This is a genomic window from Bradyrhizobium sp. AUGA SZCCT0431 (genome assembly GCF_018131065.1).
Taxonomy (GTDB): Bacteria; Pseudomonadota; Alphaproteobacteria; order Rhizobiales; family Xanthobacteraceae; genus Bradyrhizobium.
The window spans coordinates 21,125-41,797 of record NZ_JAFCLR010000029.1; the positions used below are offsets into that span (position 1 = coordinate 21,125).

The 20,673-nt window shown below is 62.4% G+C and carries 20 protein-coding genes; 12 read left to right on the forward strand and 8 right to left on the reverse strand.

Annotated elements, in window-relative coordinates; translation table 11 throughout:
- Nucleotides 1-5 precede the first annotated feature (5 nt).
- Nucleotides 6-329, forward strand: coding sequence for a hypothetical protein (locus JQ567_RS25375; protein ID WP_249165707.1), 324 nt, complete (start codon nucleotides 6-8; stop codon nucleotides 327-329).
- A 9-nt stretch (nucleotides 330-338) separates the two neighbouring features.
- Here JQ567_RS25375 and JQ567_RS25380 read toward each other — a convergent pair whose 3' ends face one another.
- Nucleotides 339-1,139 (reverse strand): enoyl-CoA hydratase-related protein, encoded by an 801-nt coding sequence (locus JQ567_RS25380; RefSeq protein ID WP_212441336.1) that lies wholly within the window; start codon nucleotides 1,137-1,139, stop codon nucleotides 339-341.
- A gap of 172 nt (nucleotides 1,140-1,311) precedes the next feature.
- On the opposite strand from JQ567_RS25380, the gene JQ567_RS25385 reads away from it, so the two are divergent.
- Nucleotides 1,312-2,286, forward strand: a complete 975-nt coding sequence (locus JQ567_RS25385) for a ketopantoate reductase family protein (RefSeq protein ID WP_212441337.1) — start codon at nucleotides 1,312-1,314, stop codon at nucleotides 2,284-2,286.
- Between the two features lie 43 nt (nucleotides 2,287-2,329).
- On the forward strand, nucleotides 2,330-3,112 hold the full coding sequence (locus JQ567_RS25390) for an SDR family oxidoreductase (RefSeq protein WP_212441338.1): 783 nt from the start codon (nucleotides 2,330-2,332) through the stop codon (nucleotides 3,110-3,112).
- Nucleotides 3,113-3,129: 17 nt separating this feature from the next.
- Here the strand turns inward: JQ567_RS25390 and JQ567_RS25395 are convergent, their stop codons facing one another.
- Nucleotides 3,130-3,858: an aspartate/glutamate racemase family protein gene (locus tag JQ567_RS25395; protein ID WP_212441339.1), complete on the reverse strand. Its 729-nt coding sequence runs from the start codon at nucleotides 3,856-3,858 to the stop codon at nucleotides 3,130-3,132.
- A gap of 36 nt (nucleotides 3,859-3,894) precedes the next feature.
- Entirely contained in the window at nucleotides 3,895-4,581 is a 687-nt protein-coding gene (locus JQ567_RS25400; RefSeq protein ID WP_212441340.1) for an alpha/beta family hydrolase, read from the reverse strand.
- Between the two features lie 276 nt (nucleotides 4,582-4,857).
- Between JQ567_RS25400 and JQ567_RS25405 the strand changes: the two genes are divergently transcribed.
- Both JQ567_RS25405 and JQ567_RS25410 read left to right on the forward strand, forming a co-directional pair.
- Nucleotides 4,858-6,687 carry a di-heme-cytochrome C peroxidase gene (locus JQ567_RS25405; protein WP_212441341.1) on the forward strand — a complete coding sequence of 610 codons (1,830 nt, stop codon included), beginning with the start codon at nucleotides 4,858-4,860 and terminating at the stop codon, nucleotides 6,685-6,687.
- A gap of 168 nt (nucleotides 6,688-6,855) precedes the next feature.
- The gene (locus tag JQ567_RS25410) at nucleotides 6,856-8,604 is read left to right on the forward strand and encodes an NAD(P)/FAD-dependent oxidoreductase (RefSeq protein ID WP_212441342.1); all 1,749 of its coding nucleotides are present in this window, start codon (nucleotides 6,856-6,858) and stop codon (nucleotides 8,602-8,604) included.
- Between the two features lie 33 nt (nucleotides 8,605-8,637).
- On the opposite strand, the gene JQ567_RS25415 is transcribed toward JQ567_RS25410, so the two are convergent.
- On the reverse strand, nucleotides 8,638-8,880 hold the full coding sequence (locus tag JQ567_RS25415) for a hypothetical protein (RefSeq protein ID WP_192739296.1): 243 nt from the start codon (nucleotides 8,878-8,880) through the stop codon (nucleotides 8,638-8,640).
- A gap of 290 nt (nucleotides 8,881-9,170) precedes the next feature.
- Between JQ567_RS25415 and JQ567_RS25420 the strand changes: the two genes are divergently transcribed.
- Nucleotides 9,171-10,133, forward strand: a complete 963-nt coding sequence (locus JQ567_RS25420) for an alpha/beta hydrolase (protein WP_212441343.1) — start codon at nucleotides 9,171-9,173, stop codon at nucleotides 10,131-10,133.
- A 38-nt stretch (nucleotides 10,134-10,171) separates the two neighbouring features.
- On the opposite strand, the gene JQ567_RS25425 is transcribed toward JQ567_RS25420, so the two are convergent.
- Both JQ567_RS25425 and JQ567_RS25430 read right to left on the reverse strand, forming a co-directional pair.
- Nucleotides 10,172-11,854, reverse strand: a complete 1,683-nt coding sequence (locus JQ567_RS25425) for a methyl-accepting chemotaxis protein (RefSeq protein WP_212441344.1) — start codon at nucleotides 11,852-11,854, stop codon at nucleotides 10,172-10,174.
- Nucleotides 11,855-12,069: 215 nt separating this feature from the next.
- The gene (locus tag JQ567_RS25430) at nucleotides 12,070-13,032 is read right to left on the reverse strand and encodes a LysR family transcriptional regulator (RefSeq protein ID WP_212441345.1); all 963 of its coding nucleotides are present in this window, start codon (nucleotides 13,030-13,032) and stop codon (nucleotides 12,070-12,072) included.
- A 189-nt stretch (nucleotides 13,033-13,221) separates the two neighbouring features.
- Here JQ567_RS25430 and JQ567_RS25435 point away from each other — a divergent pair, with 189 nt between their 5' ends.
- Entirely contained in the window at nucleotides 13,222-13,746 is a 525-nt protein-coding gene (locus tag JQ567_RS25435; protein ID WP_249165708.1) for a nuclear transport factor 2 family protein, read from the forward strand.
- A 13-nt stretch (nucleotides 13,747-13,759) separates the two neighbouring features.
- Here the strand turns inward: JQ567_RS25435 and JQ567_RS25440 are convergent, their stop codons facing one another.
- On the reverse strand, nucleotides 13,760-15,838 hold the full coding sequence (locus JQ567_RS25440; RefSeq protein ID WP_212441346.1) for a methyl-accepting chemotaxis protein: 2,079 nt from the start codon (nucleotides 15,836-15,838) through the stop codon (nucleotides 13,760-13,762).
- A gap of 34 nt (nucleotides 15,839-15,872) precedes the next feature.
- On the opposite strand from JQ567_RS25440, the gene JQ567_RS25445 reads away from it, so the two are divergent.
- The 3 genes from JQ567_RS25445 to JQ567_RS25455 all read left to right on the forward strand — a co-directional run bounded on the left by JQ567_RS25445 (nucleotide 15,873) and on the right by JQ567_RS25455 (nucleotide 17,290).
- Entirely contained in the window at nucleotides 15,873-16,283 is a 411-nt protein-coding gene (locus JQ567_RS25445) for a hypothetical protein (RefSeq protein ID WP_212441347.1), read from the forward strand.
- A gap of 237 nt (nucleotides 16,284-16,520) precedes the next feature.
- On the forward strand, nucleotides 16,521-16,883 hold the full coding sequence (locus JQ567_RS25450; protein ID WP_212441348.1) for a phasin family protein: 363 nt from the start codon (nucleotides 16,521-16,523) through the stop codon (nucleotides 16,881-16,883).
- Between the two features lie 161 nt (nucleotides 16,884-17,044).
- Complete coding sequence (locus JQ567_RS25455) at nucleotides 17,045-17,290, forward strand: hypothetical protein (protein ID WP_212265711.1); 246 nt, start codon at nucleotides 17,045-17,047, stop codon at nucleotides 17,288-17,290.
- 383 nt (nucleotides 17,291-17,673) lie between these two features.
- Here the strand turns inward: JQ567_RS25455 and JQ567_RS25460 are convergent, their stop codons facing one another.
- On the reverse strand, nucleotides 17,674-18,573 hold the full coding sequence (locus JQ567_RS25460; RefSeq protein WP_212441349.1) for a LysR family transcriptional regulator: 900 nt from the start codon (nucleotides 18,571-18,573) through the stop codon (nucleotides 17,674-17,676).
- Nucleotides 18,574-18,928: 355 nt separating this feature from the next.
- Between JQ567_RS25460 and JQ567_RS25465 the strand changes: the two genes are divergently transcribed.
- Together JQ567_RS25465 and JQ567_RS25470 are read left to right on the forward strand one after the other, a co-directional pair.
- A complete protein-coding gene (locus tag JQ567_RS25465) occupies nucleotides 18,929-20,170 on the forward strand; it encodes an aconitase X catalytic domain-containing protein (protein ID WP_212441350.1) in 1,242 nt (413 codons plus the stop codon).
- A 4-nt stretch (nucleotides 20,171-20,174) separates the two neighbouring features.
- Nucleotides 20,175-20,600: an aconitase X swivel domain-containing protein gene (locus JQ567_RS25470; RefSeq protein WP_212441351.1), complete on the forward strand. Its 426-nt coding sequence runs from the start codon at nucleotides 20,175-20,177 to the stop codon at nucleotides 20,598-20,600.
- The last annotated feature ends 73 nt before the right edge of the window (nucleotides 20,601-20,673 follow it).

Below are 20,673 nucleotides of genomic sequence, written 5' to 3' on the forward strand. Positions count from 1 at the left end.
AGACATTGCCCCCGCTGCGCGGAATTGAGAAAGTGGGGACGAAAGGACTGACCGTCTTGAGAATCCTCGCTTCCCTCCTGCTCGGACTCATATTCGGCGCGGCGCCCGCGCTGGCGGAAGTGGAGCAATGCCGGTTCATCCAGGCCAAGCCCGAGCGCGAAGCCTGCTACGCGCGGCAGGAAGCGGCGCTGGCCGCCAAGCGCAAGCCCGACCCCGCCATCTCCGACACGCGCAGTACCAACGCTCGGATGATCGAATCGCTGCAGCAGATGCGGCGCGACGATGCCGAAGTCTACCGGAGCGTGAACGGCATCTGCCGGGGCTGCTGAGTCGCGAAACTATCCCTTGCCGCTCCAGTTCGCCGCGCGCTTTTCGGCGAACGAGGCCAGCCCTTCGGACGCCTCCGATGTCCGCCGCCGATCCGAATGCATTTTGACCAGGCGCGCATAGGCCTCGTCGTCGACACTCATGCCGCCAAAGGAGCTTTCGAGCGCCAGCGCCTTGGTTTCGGCCAGCGCCTCGGGGCCGTTAGCCAGCAATTGCTCCACGACTTTGGCGCCCGCGGTCTCCAGGTCCGCCAGCGGCACCACCTCGTGCACCAGACCAATGCGGCGCGCGTCTTCGGCGCCAAAGCGTTCGCCGGTCAGCGCGTAGCGGCGCACCTGGCGCACGCCGATGGCATCGCAAAGCTGCGGAATGATAATCGCGGCGGTGAGGCCCCAGCGGACTTCCGTAATCGAGAACAGCGCATTGTCGGCGGCAATCACCACGTCGCAAGCCGAAATCACGCCGGTGCCACCGCCGAAGCAGCCGCCCTGCACCAGCGCCACCGTTGGGATCGGCAGCGTATTGAGCCGCTGCACCGCCTCGAATGTGGCGCGTGACACCGCCTCGTTCTCTTCAGGCGATTTCGGCCGCACGCCATTGATCCATTTCAGGTCGGCGCCGGCCTGGAAATGCTTGCCGTTGCCCTTCAGCACCACGACGCGAAGATTGGGCTTTTTGCCCAATTCATCCATCGCCGCGAGCACGCCGTTGATGAGGCCGGCGTCATAGGCGTTGTTCACTTCCGGGCGATTCAGCGTGACCGTCGCGACGCCGCGTTGATCGAGATCCCACAAAACCGGATTGGCAGACATTGACGGTCCTTTTTTGGTTGCAGTTGTTTCGTCAGGCAATATGCCGCCACACCGGCAATTGATCTATCCCTTTCGGTGATGCCAGCGATGCAAACGGCATCGGCGGTTGCGCTGCGGTGCAAGCTTGTGGAAACTGGCGCCTCACGGTTCCCTTCAGCAGGATATCAACTCGATGCGGATATGCGTTTTCGGTGCGGGCGCCGTCGGCAGCCATTTCGCGGTGCGGCTGGCGCTGGCCGGACACGACGTTTCCTGCGTGATGCGCGGCCCGCACCTCGAAGCCGTGAGGGCCAACGGCCTGGCGCTGCGTGTCGGCGAGGCCGAGTTCAAAGCCAAAGTGACCGCCTCCGACGACGCGGCTGATCTAGGTCCGCAGGACGTCGTGATCAGCACGCTGAAGGCGACGGGGGTCAACGCGCTTGCCGCCGGTCTGCAATCCCTGCTGCGCGACGATACCGCCGTGGTCTTGGCCCAGAACGGAATTCCCTGGTGGTACGATATCGGACTTCCCGCAACACATCCGCCGACGCCGGATCTCGCTTTCCTCGATCCGGGCGGGCGGCTGCGCGCCGCAATCCCGAAGGCGCGGATTATCGGCGGCGTGATCTATTCATCCAATGAGATCATCGCGCCCGGTGTGGTCGCGAATCTCTCGCCTGATCGGAACCGGCTCCTGATCGGCGAATGCGACGACCGCCACAGCGAGCGGATCGCGCGGCTGCGCACAGCGCTCAATGAAGCTTCTATCGAATCGCCCGGTGTCGCCGAGATCAGGGAAGCGATCTGGTCCAAGCTCCTGACCAACATGTCGATGTCGGTGCTGTGTCTGCTCACCGGCCAGACCGCCCGCGGCGTCCGGGACGAACCGGCGCTCGCCGAGGTGATCCCGCGTTTGCTGGATGAAGCCAATAGCATCGCCCAGAGCTGTTACCCCGAGGTCAAGCGCGTCACGCGCTCCGGCCCCGCGCCCGCCCACAAGCCGTCGATCCTGCAGGACTTTGAGCTCGGCCGCGCCATGGAGATCGATGTGCTGGTCCGCGCACCCGCCGCATTCGCGCGGACGGCCGGGCTTTCGACGCCGATGCTCGATTTGATGGCGGGACTCGCAATTCGCCAGGCGCGCGACAAGGGGCTTTACCGTACTTGAACACCACGCGCGGAACACGCCGAACAAAGAGGGAAGCTGCAACATGAATGTCAAAGGCAAGGTCTGTGTCGTTACCGGCGCCGCGAGCGGCATTGGCGAAGCGGTCGCGCGTGCTTATGCCGAGGCCGGCGCGCGTGGCGTGGTCGTTGCCGACCTGAAAACCTCGCGCGACCGGCTGGCGAAAGTCGCCGGTGACATCGACGGATTGGCTGTCACCGCCGACGTCGGCCTTGAAGAAGACGTCAAGGCGCTGATCGCGGCGGCCGAGGACAAATATGGCCCGGTCGACGTGTTCTTTTCCAACGCCGGCCTGTCACGCAAGGGACAGGAAAGCGCGTCCGATGCCGATTGGGACGTCAGCTGGCGGGTCCATGTCATGAGCCACGTGTTCGCGGCACGCGTGCTGGTGCCGGGCATGCTGGCGCGGGGATCAGGCTATCTGCTCAACACCGCATCCGCCGCCGGCCTGTTGGCGTCCTTGAATTCCATGCCCTACGGCGTCACCAAGAATGCCGCCGTGGCGCTTGCCGAGCATCTCGCCATTCAATATGGCGACCGCGGCATCTGCGTGTCGGTGCTTTGCCCGCAGTCGGTACAAACAGGCATGACGACACCCGGCCCCAGCGCCGCCCGGGTCGATGGCGTGCTGCAGGCGCCCGAAGTCGCCCGCATGGTGATCGAGGCGATGGAGGCCGAACGGTTCTTGATTCTGTCGCACCCGCAGGTCGCCGAATACATGCTGCGCAAGGCTTCCAGCCGGGAACGCTGGCTGGCCGGCATGCGGCGGCTGCGCGACAAGATCTACGGCCCGCCGCAGTCAGCCTGAAGCCTTCTCAATTCTTCTCAACTCTTGGGCGCAAACGGTGCCAGCAGGCCGGTATAGTCCTTTGCGCCCGGCAGCGCGTAGGAACCGCGCCGCGATGTGGTGAGCTTCAAGCCGACCAGTGCCTCGGCCTGCTTCACCGCGGCCGCGACGCCGTCGACGACGGGGACACCGAATTTTTGCGACAGCTTTGCCGCAAGATCGGCCATCCCGGCGCAACCGAGCACGATGGCTTCCGCGCCCTTGTCCAGCGCCCGCGCAATCTCGGCGTCGAGTTTCTCTTCCGCGCCGGAGCCGGGCTTTTCGAGATCGAGCACCGCGACATTGCAGGCGGTGACGTGCGCCCGTTCCGCAAAGCCATAGCGCCGCACCAGTTCTTCCAGCGGCACGATCGAACGCGGCAGCGTGGTCACTATTCCGATGCGTTTTGCCAGTTGCCCCGCTGTCACCAAGGCGGCCTCGCAAATCCCGACCACCGGAAACGGCGCGACCGATCGCGCCGCATCGAGGCCGGTGTCGTCGAAGCAGGCGACGATGCCGGCATCGGCATCCCTTGCGTTCAACAGCGCCTGGATCAGGCCTGGAACGGCGAAGGCCTCGTCATAAAATCCCTCGATCGAGACCGGCCCCATCGCCGACGTCACGTCGACGATCTCGGTGCCTGATGCCGCGACCGCGCGCGCAGCCTCGCCGATGGTTTTCGTCATCGACGCGGTCGTATTGGGATTAACGATGAGGATCTTGGCCATAGGCCTGATTAGCATCCGCTGCGCGCTTCGCCAACGCTATCCTGCGCCGATCTTGCCGGCCCACGCCGCGAACGCATCCAGCACCTCGGACATCACCTCGCGGTCGTTGCGGCCCGAGCGCGCCAGCACGTGAAAAGAGTGGTCCGCATCCTTTACCAGGTGCAGCGTCGCCCGTTTGCCCAGCCCTTTTACGACAGGTTCGAGCAGGTTCAATTCCGCCAGCGCGTCGCGCGTCCCCTGCAGGAACAGCATGGGGATATCGACTTCAGCGAGATGTTTGGCGCGGTCGCTGGATGGCTTTCCCGCCGGATGCAGCGGAAAGGCGAAGAACGCGAGCCCGCGAACGCCCGGCAAGGCATCGATCGCCTGCGCCTGCGAGGTCATGCGCCCGCCGAACGATTTTCCGCCCGCGATCAGCGGCAGCCCGACGCAATTTCGCGCCGCTTCCGCCACCGCGGCCCGCACGGCGGCGTGCGCCACAACAGGCGCATCCGGCCGCTTGCTGCCCTTTTCCATGTAGGGAAACTGATAGCGCAGCGTTGCGATGCCGCGGTCGGCAAGACCTGTCGCGATCGTCTCCATCGAGGCATGGGCCATGCCGGCGCCTGCCCCATGCGCGAACACGTAACACGCGCGCGCCTGCGACGGATGGATCAGCAACGCGGACACCGGGTCCGCAGAGGTGATTTCGATTTTGAGCGGTTGCGCTGTGGCGGCTGTCAAATCGGCGATCCCGGGATATGCTATCGCTTGATTCTACATTCAGCGGCGGCGCGTGCAAACGCGTTCGGCGAACCGACCCGGCGGATTCGAAGCGGCACCTTCCGCTGCAGCAAAACGGCACAACGCGCAAAACCGGCTTTATGGACAGCCGGCTTATGCTACTATAAGATGGCGCAATATTTGATCGCACGCCAAGGCTGAATACGTGTTTGGCGATTTTTTAATGAGATACGCATATTTCGCGCTCAGGCGGCGCAATTGAACAAGGGGCTGATCATGCGAGGCAAGACGATTGCGAAACTTGTTGTCGCAGCATTGATCGTCGGCGGCGCCTATGCCGCCTTCAAGGATGACGTCGCGAAGCTCTGGGAAAACCTTCACGTCAGGATCGCAGAGTACCCGCAGCCGAAGAAGACCGTCTGGCTCGACCAGGGCATCGCCAAGGAAAGACTCAGCTGGTTCTACCACGCCGACCAGGGAACGCGGACCTTCGGCATGCCCTATGAATGGTTCATGGCGCTGGAGCAGCCGACGATCCCGTGGCTGGTCTTCACCGACGCCGGCCCCTTCAACGACCCGGCCTATCTCGATCGCTACGGCTTCATTCCAGACACTATCGTCCCCAGCAAGAAGGCGCTGCCGATCGGCATTGCGCAGGGCGGCCCGATGCTCGACCCGTCGGGCGCGCCCTGGCGCAACCCGCGCAGCAAACAGGACATGACCGGCGTCGGCCTGACCTGCGCGGCCTGCCATACCGGACGGTTCACCTACAAGGACACCGCTGTCATCGTCGACGGCGGACCGGCGCTGACCGACCTGTTCAAGTTGAAGCAGGGAATGGGCGTGGCGCTGCTCTTTACGCGACTGATACCCACGCGCTTCGATCGGTTCGCCGAGCGGATCCTGGGGCCGGACTCGGCGGTCGCGGATCGCGAGATATTGAAATACCAGATCGACCAGGTCCTCACGCAATTGAAGGCCGTCAAGAATCTCGAGGAGGCCGTCGCTTCCCAGAGCGTCCTCGAAGGTTATGGTCGGCTGGACGCGCTGAACCGGATCGGCAATCAGGTGTTTTCTATCGACCTGAAGAAGCCGGAAAATTACGCGGGCTCCTCGGCGCCGGTGCATTACCCGCGGATCTGGAACACGCCGTGGTTCGACTGGGTGCAGTATAACGGCTCCATCATGCAGCCGATGGTGCGCAATGCCGGCGAATCGCTGGGCGTATCGGCCGAGCTCAATCTGCTCGACCCGTCGAAGGGCCTGTTCAAATCGAGCGTCAACGTCGACAGCCTCAACGAAATGGAGCAAATGATCGCCGGCAATCCGCCGAGCCTGGAAAAAGGCTTCTCGGGCCTCAAGTCACCGCGCTGGCCGAGCGACATCCTGCCGCCGATCGACGAGAAGCTCGCGGCCCAGGGCGGCGAACTCTACAAGGTGCATTGTCAGGAATGTCACCGTCCGCCGGTCTCGACCAAGGCTTTCTTCGATTTCAACAACAAGGATTGGTGGACCAAAAACGAGATCGGTCAGCCGATCCTCAAGATCGAAAACATCCCGATCGAGCATATCGGCACCGATCCCGCCCAGGCTGCGGATATGATCAACCGGAGGGTCGCGATTCCTCCGCATCTCGGTATCGACAAAAGCGATTTCGCTGACGCGCTCAGGCTTCTCGTCGCGAAGACCGTCAACGTCATTTATGACCAGCGGAAACTGGACGACAAACAGCGCAACGCCATGAACGGCAATATGCCCAATGAGATCCTGGGCGAGCTGGTCTACAAGGTCCGTCCGCTGAACGGCGTTTGGGCGACCCCACCCTACCTCCACAACGGTTCGGTTCCAAATGTCTACGCGCTGCTGTCCCCGGTCGACGAAAGGCCGAAGAAATTCTATCTCGGCAACCGCGAGTACGATCCGGTGAATCTCGGCTACAAATACGACAAGCTCACCAACGGCTTCGAATTCGACACCTCGATCCGCGGAAACTGGAACACAGGCCACGAATTCGCTGACAAGCCACCGAAGACCAAGGGCGTGATCGGCAAGAAACTGGCTCCCGACGAGCGCAAGGCGATCATCGAGTACCTCAAGACGCTCTGAGACATGATGCCGCGCAGGCCGGGCTGACTCCGGCCGCGCTGCAACAGGTTTTCTGAAATCCACGAACCGCCGCGACCGTACGCAACCCGCCCATGCGGTGGCGCGATTGACGATTCCAGCGCTTTGGTCTGATGTAGGCGCAGCTTTCGTCTTCACCGGGAAAAGCGCATGGTTGCGGGCAAGCAAGATCAACAACAACGTCCGGCCGAGGTTGATGCGGTGTTTGACGCCGTCATCGTCGGCGCGGGCTTTGCCGGCATGTACATGTTGCATCGCCTGCGCGGGCTTGGCTTCACCGCGCGGGTCTATGAGGCCGGCGGCGGCGTCGGCGGCACCTGGTACTGGAACCGCTATCCCGGCGCGCGCTGCGACGTCGAGAGCATGCAGTATTCCTTTTCGTTCTCGGAAGAACTCGACCAGCAATGGGACTGGTCGGAGAAATACGCGCCGCAGCCGGAGATTCTGGCTTACGCCAACCATGTCGCCGACCGCTTCGATCTGCGCCAACACATCCTGTTCGACACCCGCGTCACCTCCGCAGGTTTTGACGAAGCCGCCAAAGGCTGGCGCATCGAAACCGACCGCGGCGACAGGGTGTTCGCCAAATTCTGCATCATGGCGATCGGCTGCCTGTCGGCGGCAAACCATCCGCCCTTCAAAGGACGCGAGGATTTCAAGGGGCCGGTCTATCACACCGGCGAATGGCCGCATGAAGGGGTCGATTTCACCGGGCTTCGCGTCGGCGTCATCGGCACCGGATCGTCGGCGATCCAGTCGATTCCGATCATCGCTGAGCAGGCACAAGCGCTTACCGTGTTCCAACGCACCGCGACCTATTCCGTGCCGGCCTGGAACGCAAAACTGACGCCGGAATACCGCCAATCGATCAAGGCCGATTATCCGGCACTCCGGGCGAAAGCGCGGGCGCGGCCGACCGGCTTCTATTTCCCCTTCAACATGAAGCCGGCACTGGAGGCCTCGCCAGAGGAACGCGAGCGGCAATATGAAGAAGCCTGGGAACGCGGCGGGCTGCCGTTCCTCGGCGCCTTCGGCGACCTGTTGTTCGAGAAGGAAGCCAACGACACCATCGCCGAATTCGCGCGCAACAAGATCCGCGGCATCGTCAAGGATGCCGCGACCGCCGAGCTGCTGTGTCCTTCCAACGTGTTCGGCTGCAAGCGTCTGTGCGTCGATACCGGCTATTTCGAAACCTATAATCTGCCGCATGTGAAACTGGTCGACGTGTCCAGGACGCCGATCGAACGTTTTACGAGCAAAGGCATCGAGGTCGACGGGTCAGAATATCCGTTCGACGCCATCGTCTCCGCGACCGGCTTTGCGGCAATGACGGGCTCGTTCGACAAGATCCGCATCACCGGCCGCAACGGGCAGACGCTCGCCGAGAAATGGCGCGCCGGCCCCCGCGCCTATCTCGGCGTCGCGACCGTAGGCTTTCCCAACCTGTTCACCATCACCGGGCCGGGCAGCCCGTCGGTGCTGGCGAGCATGATCCAGGCGATCGAACAGCATGTCGACTGGATGGCCGACTGCATGGCGCATATCCGCGACATCGGCGCTGATACAATCGAGCCCATCGAGCAATATCAGGATGAATGGGTCGAGCACGTCAACGAGGTGTCAAAAATCTCGCTGCGGTCGACCTGCAGTTCCTGGTATGTCGGCGCCAACATCCCGGGCCGGCCGCGCGTCTTCATGCCCTATATCGGCGGCTTCCCGATCTACGTGCAGAAATGCAACGAGGTCATGAGCAACGGTTTTGAGGGTTTTGTGATCGACGGCGCCGACCCGCGCAACGAAGCACCGCGCGTGCGGCTGACCGAGCGCTGGCGCGTCCCGCTCGACATCGACGTCAATTCACCGGCGGCGGTCGCCGCCCGGCGCGTGCCCGTGGTTTGAGGCGCTTACTTTGGAGCGCTTACTTTGAAACGCTTATCTGGAGACCACCAGCCGCAATCGCGGCTTGATGGTCTCATCGAGTTCGGCCTTGAGCTCATGCACGCGCGGATCGTCGGAACGCGCGGCACACACCGAATATTGATTGACCGAACGCACCAGTGCGCGCCGCTCGTCGGCCCGTTTCGTCACCTGCGGGCTGGACAGCCTCAGAACCATTTGCCCGAGTTGCACCAGCAACTCATCGATCGCCCGGTCTATCGCGGCAACTTCCTTCATCGCGCGTCTCCTTCCAGAGGAGCAATGAACGGCGAAGCCAGCCGTTCCTCGCACTCAGGCCGGATGGATAATCAGCCGTAAACGGGGAACCAGCCTACCAAGGCGCGCGCAAATTCTGCTTGATGGAATTCTTCGCAATTTAGCAAACTCGGCAGCATTCCCGTTCGATGCTGCGTCGCCAAAGATGAGCGGGCGCAGCAGCGCGGCCTCCTCGAGCCATGCGGCAAACGTAATTGCGGCAGCTTTGCGCGCGACCTAAGGTGCGGCCTGTCCAACGCGAGGCATTCTGCATGGTTACGCCGCTCGATCCCGTCATCGCCCAGATCATTCCGCTGTTGCCGCTGCGCGACCCCACGACGATGACGCCGCAGAGCGCGCGCGATGCGCTTCGCGCGCTGGCGGATGCCCGTGCCGCGGTGCCGCCGCCTCCGGTCGCGAGCGCAGAAAACACCAAGGTCAAGGGTGCTGCCGGTTTCCTTGCCGCGCGGGTCTATCGCAACACAGACGAAAAATCGCCGACGGTGGTGTTCTTCCATGGCGGCGGCTGGGTCGCCGGCGATCTCGAAACGCACGACCGGCAAGCGCGCCTGCTTGCGATCGAGACCGGCGCCGTCGTCATTTCAGTCGACTACCGGCGGCCGCCCGAGGTGCGCTTCCCCGGCGCGTTCGAGGACGCGTTCGCCGCCGTCCGGGACATCATCGAGCGCATCTCCGAGTTCGGCGGCGACATCAAGCGCGTCGGCGTCGCCGGTGACAGCGCCGGCGGCAATCTCGCGGCGGTGACCGCAATCGCCTGCCGCGATGCCGGCATCAAGCTCGCAGCGCAATTGCTGGTCTATCCCGTCACCGATGTTTTCGGCAATTTCGCGGATGCAAAGGAGAATGCGCGCTTTCCCTCCCGCGCTGAAAACGCCGAGGGCTACTTCCTGTCGCGCGCCGTCATGGAATGGTTCTGCGGCCATTATCTTGCCAACGCCGCTGATGGCGCCGACTGGCGCGCCTCGCCGCTGCGCGCAAAAAGCCTCGCCGGGCTGGCGCCGGCGATCGTCACCACGGCGTGGTTCGATCCGCTCCGCGACGAGGGCAAGGCCTATGCGGATGCGCTCATCGCGGCCGGCGTCGCCACCAAATATTATGACGGCCCAGGCCTGATCCACGGCTATTTCGGGCTCGGGGAAGCCTCCGAGGCAGCCCGACGCGAAGCGCAACGCGCCCGCGCCGATTTCAAGACGCTGCTTGAGCAGGGCGCATAGTAGTGAAGCGGTCTGATTCAAACAGAATCGATCATGCTCTACGCCGCCCGCACGCCGGCCAGGAAGCTCGACACTTCGTCCTGCAGCGCCTTTAGCTTGCGGCCGAGCCGGTCGCTGGACTCCAGCACCATCTGCGCCTTCTCGCCGGTTTCCGTCGTCGCCGTGGTGACGTCGGTGATGTTTTGCGAGACCTGGTTGGTGCCGGCCGCGGCCTTCTGGACGCTCGAAGCGATTTCCTGCGTCGCGGCGCCCTGCTGTTCGACAGCGGCCGCGATCGAGGACGAGATCTCGTTCACTTCCATGATCGTCGAGCGAATGCTCTGGATGTTTTCGACCACCTGCTGGGTCTCGGCCTGAATGGCGTTGATCTGCGCGCTGATTTCCTCGGTCGCCTTGGCGGTCTGGCTGGCGAGCGACTTGACCTCGCTGGCGACCACCGCAAAACCCTTGCCGGCTTCGCCGGCGCGCGCCGCCTCGATGGTGGCGTTGAGCGCCAGCAGATTGGTCTGTGAGGCAATGTCGTTGATCAGGCCGATCACTTCGCCGATCTTGTGGGCGGCGATCGCGAGGCCCTGGACGGTCTCGTTGGTGCGCTGGCCGTCGGCGGCGGCCTTGTCGGCGATCTGGGCGGCGTGACCGACGCGCTGGGTGATCTCGGAAATCGACGCGGAAAGTTCTTCGGCGGCCGACGCCACCGTCTGCACGTTCGACGACGCTTCCTGGGAAGCCACCGCCACCGCCTTGGAGCGGTCGCTGGCCTGGCTCGCGGTATGGGACATCCCTTGCGCGGTGCCTTGCATTTCGCTCGCATCCTTGATGACGTCACCGACGACGGCCTGGACGCTGGCTTCGAACTTGCTGGCGAGATCCATCATCGATTTGCGCTTCTCGGCGTCGGCCTCGGTCTTCAGCTGCACCTGCTCGGCGTGCATCTTGGTCACCGCCTCGGCATTGTCCTTGAAGACGCCCAGCGATTTTGCGAGCGCGCCGACCTCATCCTTGCGCTGCGTATAGGGCACCTCGAAAGCGGTATCGCCGGACGCCAGCCGGTCGGTCAGGTTGGTGATGGTCGTGAGCGGCCGCGTCACGCTGCGGCCAATGAAGAACGAGCTGATCAGCACCAGCGCGAACACGGCCAGACACACCAGCGCGAACATCTGGGCGGTCTGCCGGAACACCGCATCGACGTCGTCGAGATAGATGCCGGTGCCGATGATCCAGCCCCAGGGCGCGAAGCCTTTCACATAGGAAATCTTCGGCACCGGCTGGTCGAAGCCGGGTTTTGGCCAGAGATAGCTGTAGAAGCCGGCGCCCTTCGACTTCACGACGTCGACGAATCCGATGAACAGCCGGTTGCCGTTCGGATCCTTCATCTCGCCGAGGTCCTTGCCGTCAAGCTCGGGCCTGATCGGATGCATGATCATCTTCGGCGACATGTCGTTGATCCAGAAATACTCGACCTTGTCGTAGCGCAGGCTTTTGATTTCCTGGATCGCCGCCTTCTGCGCGTCGTCGCGCGACAGCTTTCCGTCGGTTTCCAGCTTCTGGTAATGGGTCAGGATTCCATTTCCGATGTCGACCATCTGCTGCGTCTTGACCTGGCGGTCCGTCATCATCTGCCCGCGCATGGTATAGAGCGCGATCGGGGCCATCACGACCATGCCGGCGAGGCTGAGACCAATCATGACGGCAAGCTTGAAGCTGATGCGGGAAAAGAACATCGGGTCAAATCCTGGGCCTGGGACGGGAAAACAACTGTCTCAACATAGCCGGGACTTGTTAGCGAACTTTTAAGCATGCGCTGCGCGGAACCGGGGACTCGGTTGTATTGAAATTGTTGAGCTTTGTGGTGGACCTGGAACACCTGAATACCCGGCCGGCGTTGCCGTCTCGCGCAGGCAGCCAGGCGTGAGGGCGTGTTTTCGCGCCCGATCGTTCAAATGGAGTGCTTCGGCCTGCGTGCCTTGATCTGTTCGAGCACGGCGACAAGCCAGGCCAGCCCCGCATCCATCAGTGCAACCTTTGGGAGAACCGCATTGATGGCAAAGTGCGGCAGCGCGATCGGCGCCCTGACGGCGACGATTCCAAAGCGCGGACCATGCATCTCGACGAACCGTCGCGGCAACGCCGAGACCAGATCGGTTTCAGCCAGCACGGCGAGGGCAAAGGTGAAGTTCGGCACCGTCAATGCGACGCGCCGCGACAAGCCTTGCCGGGCGAGTTCGACATCGACGAAGCCATAGGCATCCCCGGTATGCGAGACGACGAGGTGCTGCATCTCGCAGTAACTCCGCAGGCTGGGTGCTTTCCGGAAGCGGTGCCCCGCGCGCGCCGCGATGACAAACTCTTCCTGATAGAGCGTTTTCTTGTGGAAGCGCACCGGCACATCGTCGAACGGGATCACGGCGATATCCATGTCGCGCGATTCGAGATCGGCCAGCGCTTCCTTCCAGGCGAGGTCGGGCGTGGGCTGGCCCTGCGTCGGCAGAATCTGGCGGATGCCGATGTCGATTCCCGGCGCGGTCTTCCGTAACGCTTCGAGCAATGGCGGCAGGAACACCGCCGACGTTCCGTCCGGCGCGCCGATGACGAAGCGGCGCGTCGAGCGCGCCGGATCGAACGGCGCACCGCTCGACACCACGCCCCGGATGCGCGTCAGGATTTCGGAAACGGGCGCCGCGAGTTCGCTGGCCCGCGCGGTCGGCACCACGCCCTTGGGCGTCCTGAGAAACAAGGGATCATCAAGCAGTTTACGCAGGCGTCCAAGGCCATGGCTGACCGCCGATGGCGACAGGTTCAGCCGCTCGGCGGATCGCCCGGCGTGGCGCTCCTCCATCAGGATTTCGAACAGCACCAGCAGGTTCAGGTCGGCTCTGGATAGATCAGTTTTGTTCATCATATCGGTGAAATCATATCATTTTGTTCATCAATGATGAAGTGGCAAATGCACCCCGCCGGACGTCCTGGATCCGGCCGAAATCAAATTGGGAGTGCTCACATGTTCGGATTGTTGCGCAGGACACGACGGCCACTGGACCAAGGTAAACCTTCTGCTTGCCCGCTCGCCGGCATGTCGAGGCGCGCGGCGATGACGGCCGCGCTGAGCGCATCGCTGTCGTCCCGGCCATCGGGATGCCTGGCCAATTCAGCCGCCGGCGCGGGAAACCCGCCCGTTGAGCTGATCCAGCGCACCGAAGCGCAAGCGGTCGCCTTCATGCGCGGCGAGATGGACGAATGGTCCAGGATGGTTCGTATCGCCGATGATTTCACGCTGATGCAGCCGTTCGGCGGCCGGGCCAGCCACGGCTTTGATGCCAGCCCCGAACGTCTGGCGCAGCTCGCCAAATACTTCAGAAACGGCGACGCGAAACTCGAACTCGTGCAGAGCTACGCATCCGACGGTCTGGTGGTTCTCGTGATGATCGAGCGCCAGCATGGCGAGGTCGGCGGCCTGCCCGATCAGGACTGGTCGCTCCGCGTCACCCAGGTCTATCGCAAGCACGGTTTGGAATGGCGGCTGGTCCATCGCCATGCCGATCCACTTGTCCATCACGTCGGCCTGGAGACGGCCGCGGCCATCGCCCGCGGGGCGCGGCTCGGCGAAAAGTCCTGAGGCCGTCGCGCCTTTAGGCCGCCCGGACCGAACTCAGGAACTGGCCGACCTCGCGCTTGAGGCGGCTGCTTTCGCCGGACAGCGATTTTGCCGCCGCGAGCACTTGGGAAGAAGCCGACCCCGTTTCGCTGGCGCCCTGCTGAACATCGGAGATGTTGGAAGAGACCTGCTGGGTGCCGTGCGCGGCCTGCTGCACGTTGCGGGCAATCTCCTGCGTCGCCGCGCCCTGCTGCTCGACCGCGGCTGCGATCGCGGACGCAATTTCGGACATCCGCCCGATGGTATCGCCGATTTCCTTGATGGCGCCGACCGATTCCTGCGTCGCGGCCTGGATGCCGTTGATCTGCTGGCTGATCTCGCCGGTCGCCTTGGCCGTTTGCTCGGCCAGCGCCTTCACTTCCGAGGCCACGACGGCAAAACCGCGTCCCGCCTCGCCCGCCCGCGCCGCCTCAATGGTGGCGTTCAGCGCCAGCAGATTGGTTTGGCCGGCGATGGTGTTGATCAGCTCCACCACATCGCCGATCCGGGCCGCCGCTTTCGCGAGCTCGCCGACGCGATCGTTGGTTTGCTGCGCCTGCTCCACCGCTTCAGAGGCGATCCGCGCCGAATCCTGCACCTGACGGCTGATCTCGTTGACCGACGATGCCATTTCTTCGGTGGCGGAGGCGACCGACTGCACATTGGTGGAGGCTTCTTCGGAGGCTGCCGCCACCGTGGTGGCCAGTTTCTCCGAACGGCCCGCGTTCGATGTCAGCGTGCCCGCCGATACTTCGAGTTCGCTCGAGGCCGTCGAGACGATCTCGACGATCTCGCCGATCATCGATTCGAATTCGCGGGTAATCGTGTCGACGCGCTGGCCGCGCTGGATCTTGGCGTCGGCCTCCAATGCGGCCGCCTCGTCGGCGGCCCTCTTGGCGATCAGGGCTTCCTTGAAGACCTGCAATGAACCTGCCATCGCGCCGATTTCATCGGCGCGCTCGATCGTCGGGATGGTGACATCATGGCGGCCGGCGGCGAGGTCACCGACGACGTCGGTCAGATTGGCGAGCGGCGTAATCACCCGGCGGCGCAGCATCACGGTGACGCCAGCGAGCACGCCGAGCAGTGCCACGACGGCGAGGCCTGCCAGCGCCAGCATCGTCAGCGCCCCATCGCGCGCAGCGCCGGCGCGTTCGGCGGCTTCAGCCAATGCCGCGTCGCGCACGGCAAAGAAGCTTTGCACCGCCGGCACGATCGTGGCGGCGAGTTCAACATCGGATTTGATTCCGTAGTTGCCGTCGCTGCGCGCGGCCGGCATCTCTTTTTCAAGCCAGGGCGCGGCCTTGCCGAAATAGAGATCGATCGCATCCTTCAGCGGTTTGACGAGCCTTGCCGGGCTGCCGATCTGATCGACGCCGGATTCGATTCGCTCGCGATTCAGGTCCACGCGGCCCTGGGCGCGGTCGAACGAAGATATTTCGGCCACTGTCATCGGACGGCGCGCACTGATCGCAGGAGACATCGAAGCGGCGCGCCCGCCGGCGGAGATCCGCATGTCCTGGGCTGTACGCGCGATGCTCATCAGCGCCGTCAACGACGCGTCGGCGGTGGCCACCTGATTTTCAAGGCGGTTCAAAAGCGGCTCGACAATCGCGACGACCTGGGCAACGCCGGGCAGGAAGCCCTTGACCACCGCCGCATCACGCGCCGCCATGGGTACGACAAGCGCGCGATCATTCGCAGCGCGGATATTGGCAAGCTTGGTCGCCGCCTGGTTGAGGCCCGCAACGATCGTGGCGCCATCGCTGAGGGCGCCGACCGCCGTCCGGGCGTTCGCGAAAGCGGCGTCCGCCTGATGCACGGCCTTTGCAATCGCTTCGAGCTGGGCCGGGGTTGCGGTCCCCTCCTGGAACAGCGGACTGAGATACGGCGCACGATAGGCCGCGACCTGTTGACCAACCGCCAGAACTGCGCCGAATGCCTCCACAGCCTTGATGGCTTCATTCTTGCTCGCGAAGGTACGATATTGCGGGACGAGAACCCCTGCACCAAGGACGACCGCCAGGATCGTCACCGAAAGCATTGATACCGCAAAGAGCCGACCGATTCGCATGTTCTGTTTCCGCTGCCGTGAGGACGGCCAAAATATGCAAACAGTGGCTAAAGCGGGCTTAATGGACGAACGGTATAATTACGGGAGTGCGCCGAGCCGCGAGCGTGAGGGCGCGCAATACTGCGCAACGACAGTTGGCTCGGCCAAACGAAAACGGCCCGCCGAGGCGGGCCGTTTCTGTCAGTTAGGTATCGGTGTCGCTGGTTTGATCGGGCGCCAGCTTGGGATCTTTGTCACCCTTGCCGGGAGCCTGACTCTGCTGGCCCGGATTCTGACCGCCGCCCTGCTGTTGACCAGGCTTCTGACCCGGCGTTTGATTCTGCTGGCCGGGTTGGTTTTGGTTCGTCATGTCGTTTCCTCTCATGGGAACGTCGTAACAACGGATCGAAGCCCGCGACGTTCCGATCAAGGAAAATCGGCAGTTCGCGTTGCCGCCACGATGTGACGGCGAGGCGGGCGCATTCACGTTTGTCGCTTCCGTTCGTTTTGCCGCGTTTTGCGATTGCGCCGGATTGAGCGGCGATTGCCCTGGTGCGACACGGCCGGCATGCACCGGGGTTCCGGAATCATCATACGAACACACAAGCAACGCCCAATGACCAAGCGGGAACTGCTGCTTTGGGGCAACCATTGCCGATGCGAGCCATTGGTTCACTGTCAAGGAAACAAAGGGACATCAAAAATGTCGAATGCAAACCGCAACAACTCGAATCAGAACTCTACGCAGCAAGAGCCTGATAAAGAACGGGTCGACGTAGCGACCGCGTCATCCACCACCTTCCCCGCCGGCTTTCAGGCGCTCGCCACGGCGTACGGCGACTACACCAAGAAATCGTTTGAAGACACACGGTCCTTCGTCGAGAAGCTCTCGGGCGTGAAGTCGTTCGAGAAGGCGATTGAAATTCAAACCGAGTACGCGAAGACGGCTTACGAAACATTCGTAACCGAGTCGCAGAAGATTGGCGCGCTGTACGGCGATCTTGCCAAGCAGTCCTACAAGCCATTCGGCGGCTTCGGCGCTGGGACCAATTCGACGAACCGATAGTTCTTGTAATTCGTTAGATCACTGCAAATCGAAAGGTCTTGCCCCGCGATGACAGAGCAACGTCGCCTGTGCATCGCGGGACCTTTTCCGATGCCCCCTCAATTCGTTCATTTTTATCCAGCACGCGAGAGACTGCGCTCGCAGCTGTTACGAGGAGCATCATGACCATATCCAATCCACGTTCCCGGAATCGCTCGCTCGATCCAGAGGAGGTCTTGGCCGTGAACCAGGCGTACGACCTTGCATGTCAAACACTTCAGAACATAGGTCAGCTCGAAGTGGATCGTGAGATCATCGCCCGAAAGGTTTTGCAGGCCGCCGAGAGTGGCGAGCGCGACGCCGACAAAATATGCGCGCGTGCGATCCATGACCTGACCGCTTTCGATTACCGGCAGCATGGCACCTAGGGCCACCACCAACGGAAACGAGCGGAATTCAAGCGGCCAGAGGGAGTCCTGCAGGTGAATGCAAGACTCCCTCGTAGGCCTGGCAAGACACTGGCGGCAGTCTGTCTTGCCCGGTTGCACTTTGGGGCCGTCTCAGTGCTATGCAGATGGCGCGTTGGCGGTGTCCATCTCTTCCTCATTGCGCCTACCCGCCGCCAAATCCATCTTCGGCGGTGGGATCTAAACTGTCTGTTCAATTTTGATCATGCGGGCAAATTTCTTGGCCGGCGGTTTGCGATGACCGAAGTCGGGGCCATGGCCTCGGCTTCGAAACGGAACATGGTTTGCGTTTAATTTATTTCGGAACCTGAGCGATATTGACCAGCGCTCCCAACAGCGACCGATCAACCCTGCAGCTGGCGCGAGAAATCGCATGTGGTTCGCGCGAGCTCGGCGACGCTCGCGGTGAAGGCGCTGGGGCGGTCGTGGCGATACATCGCGACGTAGGGAATCGCCGGCAGCTCCGGATCGGTACGAATGATCCTGAGCTTACCCTCAGCGACAAGCGGCTTGAAGCATTGCAGCGGCAGATATGTTACGCCGAGGCCAGCGACAGTCAGTCCGAGCAACGCGATCAGACTGTCGCTGGAAAACAGGCGGGGGAGCATTGCTCCTTCAGACTTCAGCCACTTGCTCACCCAAAGGCCAGTGCCCGATCGGTTTCCCTGGACCAGTATCGTGTACTCAGCCAACTCCGCGATCGAGAGCTTGCGCCGCGTGCGTACGAGCTTGGGACTTCCCATCCACACGTTTCGGTTCTGGGCTAGCTCGACCGCGGTGATGTGTGCATCAGAAAACGCTTCTGGAATGATGATTACGTCGAGCCGGTCTTCCTGGAGCCGATCATACAGATCGCGGCTCATATCGACTTCGGTCTCGATCGTGACCTTCGGATATTTCGCGCGCAGGCTCGCGATGAGGCGCGGTAGCCACGTCAGGGCAGTCAGTTCGGTTATGCCTAGCCGGAGCCGGCGTACCGGTATCTCGTTTCCGTCCTTCAGATGAAGCACGCGTTGCTGCAACGCCAGCATTTCCTGCGCGAGTGCGAGCAGCTGCTCGCCCTGCTCAGTCAGGCGGGCGCTCCGCTGGCTGCGGTCGAACAACGGCGTGCCGGCAACGAGCTCGAGCTCTTGAATACGCTTCGAGATGGCTGACTGAGTGGTGTTTAATTTGGCCGCGGCGCGCTCGAACGTCCCGAGCCGCGCGATCCAGTATAATGCTTCGACCTGCCTCAGACTGAACATGCGTTGCTCGTTTCGGAAGTAAACCGCGCGAAAGCTGAAACGCAGCCTTGCGCAGTGCTCTCGTTGGAATACGGACAAAAGCGTTCAAGGCTGACGCTCGCCACTCATTCCCTTTTGGCATGAAATCTAAGTCTATAATATCACTTTTATATCATTTCTAAAGAAGTATCGTCTTCTGAACACGGCGGCAGCGACCATCGAACGACGCAGAAACGGTGCACTCCGTACCTTTTCTGTACGTCCCGGGCGCACAGCGAGGACGGCATTTCATGTTCGGCATTTCTTTGTGCTGTCCCTTCGTGGCAATGCTGCGGACGGCGGGTTCGGCCTCCGGGATCCCAAAGGAGACCGCCACATGTTTCTAACATCCGAAGAAACAACGATGCTGAATGGCGACAAGGGGCCGGCGGTCAAGAAGGCCATGGAAATCCTGGTTGCCCTCGGCGAGAGCTTTGGGGCCGAGCGGCTCGTGCCGATCAACAACGTGCACATGGCCGGCTCCTCGGTACTGGTCGCCGAAGAGGCCGGGACCAGGTTCGTTGAAGACATCCGAAAGCAAGGCGGCAATTTCGTCACCCGCGTCACAACGAATCCAACCGCCGTCGATCCCACCCAATGGGAAGCGATCGGCATACCCCAGTCGGACAGTGTCCTGCAGACTCGCCTCACCGATGCCTATGCCGGGATGGGCGCGAATACCTGCAATACGTGTATTCCCTATCTGGTTGGAAACACTCCCCGCTTCGGCGAGCACATGGCATGGGGAGAATCCTCTGCCGTCGTTTTCGCCAACTCGGTGTGCGGCGCCCGAACGAACCGGGAGGGAGGCCCAAGCGGACTGGCCTCCGCTCTAACCGGCCGGACCCCGGAGTACGGCTTCCATCTGAAGCAGAACCGCTACGGGAAATTCCTGATCAAGGTAGAGGCCCCGCTCAACGATATGACGGACTATGGAACGCTGGGCTTCTTCGCAGGGAAGATCGCAGGGCAGGATACGCCGGTGTTTACCGGCATCCCCACCGCCCCGACCCTGGAAGAGTTGAAAGCGCTCAGCGCCGCCCTCGCCGCCTCGGGTGCCGTGAGCATGTTCCATGCCGTTGGCGTGACACCTGAGGCACCCACGCTGGAAGAGGCATTCGGCGGAGGCGAGCCTGAGAAGATCCTCGTCTTCGGTCCTGCAGAAAAGCAGCAGGCAGAGGCTGCCCTGAACAAGGAGCCGTCCGATCATGTGGACTGGATCCTCATCGGCTGCCCCAACGCTTCCGTGCAGGAGATTCGCGAGGTCGCCGACGCCTTGCAGGGCAGGAAGATCCACAAGGACGTCACCCTATGGGTGACGACGGCGGGCGCCATGTACGCCATGGCTGAGCGCATGGGCTATATCCAGACGATCGAGGAAGCCGGCGGGGTCGTCGTCCGGGAGACGTGTCCGTTCCTGGCCCGGAGCCGCGTGATCGCGCCGAAGAAGGGTTACAAGACGCTGACGACCAACTCGGCGAAGATGGCGTTTTATGCACCGGGACAGTTTGGCCTGCCCGCTCACTACGGAAACCTTGATCGCGTCATGACGGCCGCCATCATCGGCGTCTGGAGCTGACATCATGACAGAGGAAATTTTCGTTCTCAAAGGGCGCAAGATCGTCAAGGGCAAAGCCAGCGGCGAAGCCATCGTCACCAGGGAAGCGATCAGTTTCAATGGCGGCGTCGACAACATGACAGGAATTGTCACCGAGCCCGGCCACGAATTGGAGGGCGCCAATATCGCCGGCAAGGTGCTGGTGTTTCTCACCGGAAAAGGTTCGACCGGCGGATCATACAAAATCTACGACATGGTTTCACGCGGCACGGCTCCGGTTGCGTTCATCCAGGTGAACCCCGAAGGGATCACGACCATCGGCGCGATCATCGGCGACATCCCCGTTGTGGCCGGATTGGACCGGGATCCGACGCTTGCCATCTGCAATGGGGATTTCATCGAAATGGATGCCGATGCCGGGACCGTCACGGTCACCAGGCGAAGCTCCTAGGCTGCGAAGTTAGACCACAGGCGTGCCTGCATAAGGTTCCGGTTCAGCGACGGATAACGCTGACGGCGCGCCC